Here is a 9,424-nt window from a genome sequence, read left to right on the forward strand (position 1 = left end):
CCGCGGAGCTCGCCGTCGGCCGCCTTGGCGTCGACGCGGGAGCCGGCGGGCAGCTGGACGGTCACCTCGACGGCTCCGGGGGCGGCGCCGAGGATGCGGTTCTTGGCGGGTGCGGCCTCGATCCGCAGGACGCCGTCGCCGTCGTCGTAGCTGACCGTGATCTGGTCCGCCGCCTTGGCGTCGCGGCTCTTGGAGGCGTCGGCGGGCAGGATCTCGACGGTGGTGTCGGTCCGGTCGGCGGCGATGAAGCGGATGCGTCCGGCGGGGATGTCGAGGAGGGCGGAGACCGGGGTGGGGGTGTCGAACTTCTGCATTGTGTTCTCCTTCGGCTCGTTGTTTCCGATGGACGAAAAGCTACGTTGCATTCATGGATCCGGCAACACACTCGTTGCGCATAATAGCTATAAGTGCAGGCGGGAGCGGGGAATTCATTGCAATGGTTTGGAGTCTAACGCAACAATCTCCACCCGGTTCATTGCAATGAATCGGAAGTGAACGCTATAGTGGAACCACCACGGCCACGAAGGCCGCCATGCCGGCCTCGCATACGTGGAGATCGACAGCCGTCTTGAGCGGCCGACCTGGATTCGCCGCGTCCCGGCGGGACGCCGACGGGGATATCGAAGAATCGAGCGCTCCGGTCCTGCTGCGCGTCCTGGAGCACCTCGCTCCCGCGGGCCGCCCGCACACCGAGGTCACCTCGCCATCACGGACTACGTCGCCGCGAGGCCACCGGCTACGCACACGGCGCACCCCCTGCGCGAGCGCCTGCGCGGTCGAGATCCCGCTTCCGGGCCGGGCCGCGACGGCTCCCCACGCATGGTCGTGGAGATACGGCGATGCGGGCGGTTTCGAGCTGGATCAGGACCGGGCTAGGTGGTGGCGGAGGCCGGCTGTGAGCTGAGCGACTGCGTGGGTATAGAGACCGGTCTGCAGGTCCTCGGGGCTGTTGCGGCGGGTGCGGAAGTGCAGAGAAGAGAAGAACCGCTCGTACACCTCCCACGCGTCGCGGCGCGTCTGCAGGCTGTCCAGCGTCTCGTCGCAGGTGTCGGAGGCGTGGCGCAGGTAGGTCTCCAGTAACCGGCGGATCCTCGTCCGATCCAGCGGCAGGTACCACGGCGGAGCCGGTACGTAGCCACCGATGTAAGCCAGGTCCTTGGCCCGGTCGCCGATCTCGGCCCATTCCCAGTCCACGTAGCGTGGCGTGCCGGCGTCGTCGACCAGGATGTTGGGAACCACGAGGTCGCCGTGGATGAGGGCGAACCGTTTTAAGCGCCGGAAGGCGGGTTCCGCCGCCGCCATGAAGGCCTCCACGCGGGGGAGCAGTCGGCTGACCTCCGGGTCGTCGACCACGTGCGGGAATGTCTCGCTCCACCAGGTGAGGCTGGTGGTGAACAGGTGGGTCAGTGACAGATTCGTGCCCTGCTCCTCCGCCGGTGCGTCGACGTCACCGCACCTGTCGAAGGTCCGGGCGTGAAGTCTGCTCATCTGCCGGGCGTGAGCGGTCAGAAGGCCGTCGTTCCACTCTGCGGGGTGGAGCACGCGGCCGGAAACGTACCCGCACACCATGTAGGGAGACCCCAGAGGGTTGTCGCGTGCCTGTTCCAGTAGCACGGCCGAGGGGCCGATGCCGTCGGGAATGAGAGGAAGGGCGGCGAACTCCTTGCTCATCGGCCGGGGCAGGTCCTCGGGAGCCCGGCGTGTGACCCGGATGACCAAGGGAGGACTTCCGTCGGCGTCGAGGCGCCAGGCCGTGTAGCTCTCTCCCTGTCCCAGGAACCGGACTCTGCTATTCCGTGGTGAAGGTGCTGATGTCCGCTCGGGCAGACCCAAGCACCCGGGCTCAGTCTGCGCCAGGTATTCGATTCGAGTGGCCGTGTCGTGCGCGAACGGCTCGCGGCTCACTGCGTCGGCTTCCTCGTCGACCTCAGTTTCTCTCCCCAGCCTGTCCGGTGCGCTCGGACACCACGCCAGCGTAGGACCCAAAGGCTACTCAGGACCGGGGACCATAAACAGACATCTCACGGAGCCAGACGTCAAGCTGCCTGCTGCTGGATGCCGAGCCCGGGGAAACTGAGGAACGTCCGCATCCGCGCAGGCGGCCTCCAACTGCCCCAGCAGGGCGAGCATCTGCTTGCCGAGCGAGTCCTCGGCCAGCGGTGGCCGGTGGGGCAGTCGGCGAGGAAGACCTCCCGCATTTATTGGCTGGGAACGACGCGACGACATCCCCGAAGCTGTCCTCGGCCTCGCCGCCTGCCTGATCAACCAGCGACACGTCCAACGGCTTTGTCGGGGCTTCTTTTAGCAAGCAGCAGGGAAGCGGCGTCGACCTCCCCAGGCGCTACGCCGCTTCCCTGCCGACAGGTGCCGACTACCCAAGGTCGTCTGTTCTAGGCCCGCCAACATCGTGAGTGTGCTGTCTCCGGAGGACGCGGTCAGGTACAGGCTCTGCTGCGGGGCGGGAGCGGAGCTCAGGGGTGCCGCAGCGGGATGGCCGTGGTGTTCGCCTTCGTCTCCGGTGCCGGGATCGGGACCGTGATGGTCAGAACACCGTCCCTGTACTCCGCCGCCGCTGCGTCGTACTGCGCCCCGGCCGGCAGCCGTTCGAAGTGGCCGTAGCGGAAGTGGGCGGGGTGCCTCTCCGTGGTCTCGCGATGCTCGGCGTGCAGCGTCAGGATGCCGTTCGTGACGGTGATCTCAATGTCCTTGTCGGGGTCCATGCCTGGCAGCTCCGCGCGCAGCTCGTATGTCCCTTGCGTCAGGCGTTCTTCGACGTGGATGCCGTGCGTTGCCGAAGCTGTGTTCAGTGCGGGGAATCCTGCCTCGTCCCAGTCGGGCAGGTCGGGCAGGTCGGGCAGGTCGGGCAGGTCGGGCACCGTGGGCGAGCCGGGGATCCGCTTGATCATGCTGCTCATCTCTCGCTCCTCTTTCATCCCCCTTCCAGCATCATCCACCTGAACCTGTTCGGAGTCGCCGGCGTTGGCGGCGACGTCACGCGGGGGACGTCGCAGGGGGAGAGGCCGGGGTGGGCGCGGAGGCCCGGCCGTCCGCGCCGCTGCAAACGGCCCGGGTCCGGTGTGCCCGTCCCGGCCACCGCATCACTGTCTACCCTGTGGAAGGCAGCCACTCGCCCATGAGCCGCGCGGCCCTGCTCCTCCTGGTCGATGGCCCGCTTCCCCGCCGGTGGGCACGCCCACTCCGGCGGCGTCGAGGCCGCGGTCGCCCACGGAGCCGTACACGACACCGACAGCCTGGAGGCGTTCTGCCGCGGGTGTCTGCACACCACCCGGTCTGACGATGGCCGGGCCGGCCGCGGGGGCCGTCGGCGGACGTGAACCGCTGCTGCTTGACGACGCCGCCGTGCGTACCCCCGTCCCCCGTCCCCCGTCCCCGCAGTACGTGCCGCCGCCCGCAGGCTCGGCAGGCAGATGATGCGCGCGGCTCGTGCCTCCTTTCCGTCGGCCGAACTCGAGGACACCCCACCGACCGAACTCCTGGACGCCGTACGCCGGGCCGCCAACGGAGAGGCCCCCTTCAGCCGGGACAAGCTCGACCGCCTCGTTGCGCAGGCTCTCCGTTCCCATTGCGCCTCCGACACCCCTACGGACACCCCGGTGCCGGCCATCACCCCGCGCGAGCGGGAGGTACTCGTCCTGCTGGGCGCGGGAACGCCGAGGTGCTGCGGCACCTCCACGGGGTCGGCGGTCCGCTGCGCCGAGAGACGGAGTACTGATCACCCGCCCGGCCCGTTCATCGGGTACCGCGGGGCATCACGAGCCCGCTGTCGTATGCCAGGATCACGGCCTGCACCCTGTCCCGGAGCTGGTACTTCTCCAGAATGTGCGCAATGTGTGTCTTGACCGTGGTTTCTCCCACGCCCAGTTCGCGTGCGATCTCCGCGTTGGACAGCCCGCGGGTGAGGGCGCGCAGGACGTCGAGTTCGCGGCCGGTGAGGGCGTCGAGGCGGGACGGTACGGCCGGGGTCGTGGGCGCGGCGAGATGGGCGAAGCGGTCCAACAGGCGGTGGGTGACGCGGGGAGAGAGGACGGCGTCGCCGGCGGCGACGGTGCGGATGGCGTCCACGAGGGAGTCGGCGGGACCGTCCTTGACCAGGAAGCCGCTGGCTCCGGCACGCAGGGCGTCCACGACGTGTGCGTCCAGGTCGAAGGTGGTCAGGATGACGACGCGGCTCGGTGATCCCGTCTGCACGATGAGCCGGGTGGCCTCCACACCGTCCATGTGCGGCATGCGGATGTCCATCAGGACGATGTCGGGCCGCAGGGCTTGGGCGCTCGCGACGGCGGAAACGCCGTCCGGTGCCTCGCCGACGACCATGATGTCCGGTTCGGCTTCGAGGATGAGCCGGAATCCAGTCCGGATCATGGGCTGGTCATCGACCAGCAGGACGCGGATGGCCTGCATGCGGGCAGTGCCCTTCGTGGTGTGAGTCGGGTGTGGGGAGGGGGATGACAGCGTGGACGCAGTAACCGCCGCCGGGGCGGGGGCCGGTGTGCAGGGAGCCGCCCACGGCGCCGATGCGCTCCCGCATGCCGACCAGTCCATGGCCCGAGCCCTTGGACAGGGCGGGCGGACGCGGAGTCCCGTCGCCGGGCCGTGGACCGTCGTCGCAGAGCCGGACGGTGAGGCGGTGACGCTCCGGTTCCCAGGCGACGCTGAGGTCGGTGCGGGTGCGGCCGGCGTGCTTGAGCGTGTTGGTGAGGGCCTCCTGTACGACGCGGTAGACGGTGAGGTGTGAACCGGCCGGCAACTCGGCGGGGTTTCCCGTGGTCTCGAAGTCGACGGCGAGGCCTGCGGCGCGCACCGAGTCCACCAGCTCCGGGATGGCTTCGACGGTGGGCTGCGGCGGCTCCTTGTTCGGATCGGTCTCGGCCTCCTCGTCCGTACGCAGGAGGTCGAGGAGCCGGCGCAGTTCGGTGACGGCGGCCCGCCCGGTCTCCTCGATGGTGCCGTGCAGTTCGTGCGCCTTCTGGCGGTCGCGGTCCTGGACCCGGTCGGCGGCGATGGTCTGGACGACCATGAGACTGACGTTGTGCGCGACGATGTCGTGGAGTTCGCGGGCGATCCGGGCGCGCTCCTCCATGACGGCGGCGCGCGCGTTGGCGACCTGCTCGCGTTCGAGCGCGGCGGCCCGTTCCACGGCCTGGTTCCGGATGGCGGCGCGCGCTCGGTGGAGCCGGCCGAGGGCCCACGCGGCGACCAGAATCATCGCCTCGGTCAGCAGCGTGGCGATCCGGTGGCCGGGCGAGGCGAGCGCCGCTTCGGTGACGGCCGCCGCCGGGATGAGCACGGTCACCACCAGGGTGGCGGTCCTCGGCGTGCCCCGCACGGCGGTGAGGAACACGGCCGTGGCCACGCCCAGGTAGCTCGGCCCGATGGAGGTGCCGTCGGGACTGGAGAGCTGCGGGACGTAGTGGAGCCCCTGGAGGACGCTCGCGGCCGCCGTCATCACGAGCAGGGCGGGCAGCGGAAAGAGGCGGTGGACGGCCAGGGGCAGCATCGACAGCAGGGCGAGCACGAAGAACCGCGCGTCGTGGGTGCGCAGTTCGGGTCCGCCGGGCGGCATCGCCTCGGCCACGGCCAGCAGTCCGGCGGCGAGCAGCAGGGCCAGACCCGCGTCGGTGACGGCCGGGGGTATGCGGCGCCCCGCGAACGAATCCAGCGTCATGGACCCCACGTTAGACGGATCGCCAGGTGCGTCGATCTGTCCTGGGGCGGAAAGAGGGACGGCCGCCTCCTTCGTGAAGGCATCCTCCGCAGGGAGGAGGAGCCCGCAGCGCGCGGCAGGTCAGGGGCGCCCTCTGCTCCTTCGTACGGCGGAGACCACGCGGGGGCTCGCCCGGCCGACGGACGCACGAGTTCGACTGTGCGGCCGAGGCTACGACCCGCTGGCGCCGATGCACTTGAGGGAGCACGGAATCCGAATCCGATAACGGAATGCCGTACGAGGCGTCGAGGAGTCGAGGAGTCGAGGAGTCATGGTGCGGTCGTGGGGCCAACAACCGGACGTGTCCGCCGCCAAAGGCCGGTACGCGGTGCAACTGACGGACGTGACCAAGCAGTTCGGCGAGGGTCCGACGGCCGTCCTGGCGCTGGACACGGTCAGCCTGGGCATCGAGCCCGGCACGTTCACGGCGGTGATGGGTCCCTCGGGCTCAGGCAAGAGCACGTTCCTGCACTGTGCGGCCGGCCTCGACAGGCCCACCTCGGGGGAGGTCCGCCTCGGCGCCCAGGACCTGTCGGCACTCGGAGAGCAACGGCTGACGGAGTTGCGACGCACCCGCATCGGTTTCGTCTTCCAGGCGTTCAACCTCCTCCCCTCCCTCACCGTGGAGCAGAACGTCACGCTGCCCCTGCGACTGGCCGGCAAGGAGGCGGACGCGGCCTGGTTCCACCACATCATGACCACCGTCGGCCTCGGCGACCGCCTCGCGCGTTTTCCCGCGCAGCTCTCCGGCGGTCAGCAGCAACGGGTGGCGATCGCGCGCGCCCTCGTCACCCGCCCCCAGGTGATTTTCGCCGACGAGCCCACCGGAGCACTCGACCCGGAGACCGCCCGGGACATCCTGGGCCTGCTGCGGCAGGCGGTCACCGATCTGCACCAGACGGTGATCATGGTCACGCACGACCCGGTGGCCGCCGCACACACCGACCACGCCGTCTTCCTGAGCACCGGTCGCATCGTCGATGAAATGGGCGCACCGAGCGCGGACCGTGTCGCGGAAGTCCTCTCCGGCCTGCGGAGGACCGCCTGATGCTGAGCCTCGCCCTGCTGACGCTGAAGGCCCGCAAGGGCGGTTTCGCCGGTACGTTCGTCGCGTTGCTGCTGGGTGCCGCCGTCCTCAGCGCCTGCGGCATGCTCCTGGAGTCGGGCATACGGGCCGGGTCGTCCCCCGAGCGATACGCGGCGGCCGACGCGGTCGTCGCGGGCCGGCAGGAAGTAGAACTGACCCTGAAGGACCTGGACGGATCGGCCCTCAAGGGGTCGCAGCCGCTGCCGGAACGGGTACCCCTGCGAGCCTCTGTGGCCGACCGGATCACCGGCGTCGACGGCGCCAGGTTGGTGATCGCGGACATAGGCGCATCGGTGCGCCTGGCGACCGGGGACGGGCAGCCGGTGGCCGGGCGGCACGGCTCGGCACCGGAGGCGCACAACTGGTCGGGCCTGCCCCTCGGCGACTTCCGACTGACCGCCGGCCACGCACCGCGCACGGCCGGGGAGATCGCCCTGGACACCGAGATCGCCGGACGGGCGGGCATCCGCCCCGGGGACGAGGTCCGCCTCATGACCACGTTCGTGCCCCGTACCTTCGAGGTCGCCGGACTCGTCACGCTGAAGGACGGCCGAGCGCCCCGCCGGTCGGTGGCGTTCCTGCCCGAGCCGGCCCTGCGCCAACTGGCGCCCACGCCCTCCGTATACGCCTTCGGTGTCCTTGCCGCCCCCGGCACGTCACCCGAGCGACTGGCCGACGGCATCAAGGCGGCGCTCGACGACGACACGCTCGCCGTGCACACGGGGGAGGGGCGGGGACGGGTGGAGTTCCTCGATATCACCGTCAGCGGGTCGAATCTCGTGGTGCTGGCGGCGGCGGTCGGCGGCAACGTCCTGCTCATCGCCTTCTTCGTGCTGTTCGCCACGACATCGCTGTCCATCCGGCACCGCCGCCGGGAGATCGCCCTGCTGCGCGCGATCGGCACCACACCCGGTCAGATCCGGCGCCTGGTCGCCGCGGAGGCCGCCGTCACAGGCCTGGTCGCCGGGGTGCTGGGCTGTCCGGTCGGGCTGGCCCTGGTCTACTGGCTGCGCGACCGGTTCGCCGGACACGGCATTGTGCCGCCCGACTTCGGGCTCGCCATCAGCCCGTTGCCCTTCCTCGCGGCGGTGCTCGTGACCGTGCTGACCGCGCTGGTCGCGGTACTGTCCGCCTCTCAGCGCGCGACCCGGATACGGCCGATGGAGACGCTCGGAGAAGCCGCGCTGGAGGCCCCCGGTGTCGGCCGCGGACGCAAGGTCGCCGGCAGTGTGCTCCTTGTCCTGTCGGCGGGCATCTTCGCCGCCGGCCTCGCGCAGAACGCCGACTTCCTCACCCTTGTCGGGCTCGCCAATTCCCTCGTACTCCTCCTCATGATCGCCGTCGCAGTGCTCGGCCCGCTGGTCTCCCGCGCCGCCGTACGCCTGCTCGGCCCGCTGGTGAACAGGACCGGTGTCACGGGCTTCCTGGCGGCGGCCAACACACAGGCCAACGCGGGCAGACTGGCCGGTGCGATCACACCGCTCGTGCTCGCCGTCGCCTTCGCGTCGACCGTTGTCTTCACCCAGACCACCGGCCTGAGGGAGTCGGCCGACCAACTGCGGTCCGGCCTTGTCGCCGACCACGTCCTCACGGCGCCGTCCGGGGTGTCACCCGAACTGGCAGACAAAGTGAGGGACATGAAGCAGGTGCGGTCCGCCACCGGAATCGTGAAATCCAAGGTCGTGGCTGTGGGCAGGCTGCTGGGCGCAGAGGCGTCCGTCTCGCTCAGCGCGCAGGGCGTGGACCCCCGGGCCCTCGGCACCGCACTCGATCTGCGGTCGCGCGAAGGGAACTTGACCGCGTTGTCGGACACCAGCGTGGCGATCAGCACTACCACCGCGTCCTGGCTCGGCCTCGGCGTCGATGACACGGCCAGTCTGTACCTGAGCGACGGCACCCCGTTCCGGGGACAGGTCGTCGCCGTCTACGAACGCGGCTTCGGGTTCGCCGACGTCCCCCTGGAGCACGACCTGCTGCTCGCCCACACCACGCGAAAGGTCGACGCGTCCGTACTCGTACGCTCCGACCCCACGGCATCCGGCGTCCGCGAGGCTCTCTCAGACGTGGCGGCGGACTACCCGGGCACCGTGCTCCGGGACGGGCTCGCCGTCGACGACCAGCTGACGGAGCAACAGGCGAACGCCTGGGTCAACTACCTCGTCGTGGGGCTGATCATCGCGTACACGGCGATCACTGTCGTCAACACGCTGGCGATGAGTACGGGCGCACGACGGCGGGAGTTCGCGCTCCTGCGGCTGTCCGGGACGGCCCGTCGTCAGGTCGTGGGCATGATGCGCCGGGAGACCGTCATCGTCATCGTGGCCGGGGTGGGAATCGGGACGCTGCTGTCCGCGTTCCCGCTGATCCTCGTATCCCTGGCACTGAGCGACTCGCCGTGGCCGGCTGTGCCCGGTCTCGGCTGTCTGGCGATCGCGGGGGCGACGGCGGTGCTGGCGGCTGCAGGCACGATGGTGCCGACGCGGGTGCTGCTGAGGATCCGGCCGGTCGAGGCGATCGGAGGGAAGGAGTAGAAGGATCGGTGGCGGCGGCGCCGACCGCTTGGACTACATCGCCTATCTCGTCCCGGGCCTGCTGCTGATGACCATCGGCAG

General features: G+C 70.1%; 6 protein-coding genes and 3 pseudogenes. 4 read left to right on the forward strand and 5 right to left on the reverse strand.

Annotated features, from left to right (window positions below):
• From AC5P09_RS50305 to AC5P09_RS50315, 3 genes and pseudogenes are all read right to left on the reverse strand, one after another.
• Nucleotides 1-314 (reverse strand): annotated as a pseudogene (locus AC5P09_RS50305) (DUF4097 family beta strand repeat-containing protein); the annotation flags it as partial.
• Nucleotides 315-861: 547 nt separating this feature from the next.
• Nucleotides 862-1,905, reverse strand: coding sequence for a phosphotransferase family protein (locus tag AC5P09_RS50310; RefSeq protein WP_493880378.1), 1,044 nt, complete (start codon nt 1,903-1,905; stop codon nt 862-864).
• A gap of 566 nt (nt 1,906-2,471) precedes the next feature.
• Nucleotides 2,472-2,915, reverse strand: a complete 444-nt coding sequence (locus tag AC5P09_RS50315) for an Hsp20/alpha crystallin family protein (RefSeq protein WP_493880374.1) — start codon at nt 2,913-2,915, stop codon at nt 2,472-2,474.
• Between the two features lie 218 nt (nt 2,916-3,133).
• Between AC5P09_RS50315 and AC5P09_RS50320 the strand changes: the two are divergent.
• Nucleotides 3,134-3,473: pseudogene (locus tag AC5P09_RS50320) on the forward strand (urease accessory UreF family protein); the annotation flags it as partial.
• Nucleotides 3,474-3,750: 277 nt separating this feature from the next.
• On the opposite strand, the gene AC5P09_RS50325 reads toward AC5P09_RS50320, so the two are convergent.
• Nucleotides 3,751-4,422 carry a response regulator gene (locus AC5P09_RS50325; protein ID WP_493880375.1) on the reverse strand — a complete coding sequence of 224 codons (672 nt, stop codon included), beginning with the start codon at nt 4,420-4,422 and terminating at the stop codon, nt 3,751-3,753.
• Nucleotides 4,391-5,686, reverse strand: coding sequence for a sensor histidine kinase (locus AC5P09_RS50330; protein WP_493880376.1), 1,296 nt, complete (start codon nt 5,684-5,686; stop codon nt 4,391-4,393). The genes AC5P09_RS50325 and AC5P09_RS50330 overlap by 32 nt, the downstream gene beginning before the upstream one ends.
• Nucleotides 5,687-5,996: 310 nt before the next feature.
• Between AC5P09_RS50330 and AC5P09_RS50335 the strand changes: the two genes are divergently transcribed.
• The 3 genes and pseudogenes from AC5P09_RS50335 to AC5P09_RS50345 all read left to right on the forward strand — a co-directional run.
• Nucleotides 5,997-6,773: an ABC transporter ATP-binding protein gene (locus AC5P09_RS50335; RefSeq protein ID WP_493880377.1), complete on the forward strand. Its 777-nt coding sequence runs from the start codon at nt 5,997-5,999 to the stop codon at nt 6,771-6,773.
• Between the two features lie 530 nt (nt 6,774-7,303).
• On the forward strand, nt 7,304-9,343 hold the full coding sequence (locus AC5P09_RS50340) for an FtsX-like permease family protein (protein WP_493880379.1): 2,040 nt from the start codon (nt 7,304-7,306) through the stop codon (nt 9,341-9,343).
• Nucleotides 9,339-9,424 (forward strand): annotated as a pseudogene (locus AC5P09_RS50345) (ABC transporter permease); the annotation flags it as partial. The gene AC5P09_RS50340 and the pseudogene AC5P09_RS50345, both read left to right, overlap by 5 nt.

The organism is Streptomyces sp. a15, assembly GCF_059026085.1.

Excerpts from the sequence above, each read along its gene's own strand:
- AC5P09_RS50315 (WP_493880374.1), bottom strand. The coding sequence starts at position 2,915 with ATGAGCAGCATGATCAAGCGGATCCCCGGCTCGCCCACGGTGCCCGAC.
- AC5P09_RS50325 (WP_493880375.1), bottom strand. The coding sequence starts at position 4,422 with ATGCAGGCCATCCGCGTCCTGCTGGTCGATGACCAGCCCATGATCCGG.
- AC5P09_RS50330 (WP_493880376.1), bottom strand. The coding sequence starts at position 5,686 with ATGACGCTGGATTCGTTCGCGGGGCGCCGCATACCCCCGGCCGTCACC.
- AC5P09_RS50335 (WP_493880377.1), top strand. The coding sequence starts at position 5,997 with ATGGTGCGGTCGTGGGGCCAACAACCGGACGTGTCCGCCGCCAAAGGC.
- AC5P09_RS50340 (WP_493880379.1), top strand. The coding sequence starts at position 7,304 with ATGACCACGTTCGTGCCCCGTACCTTCGAGGTCGCCGGACTCGTCACG.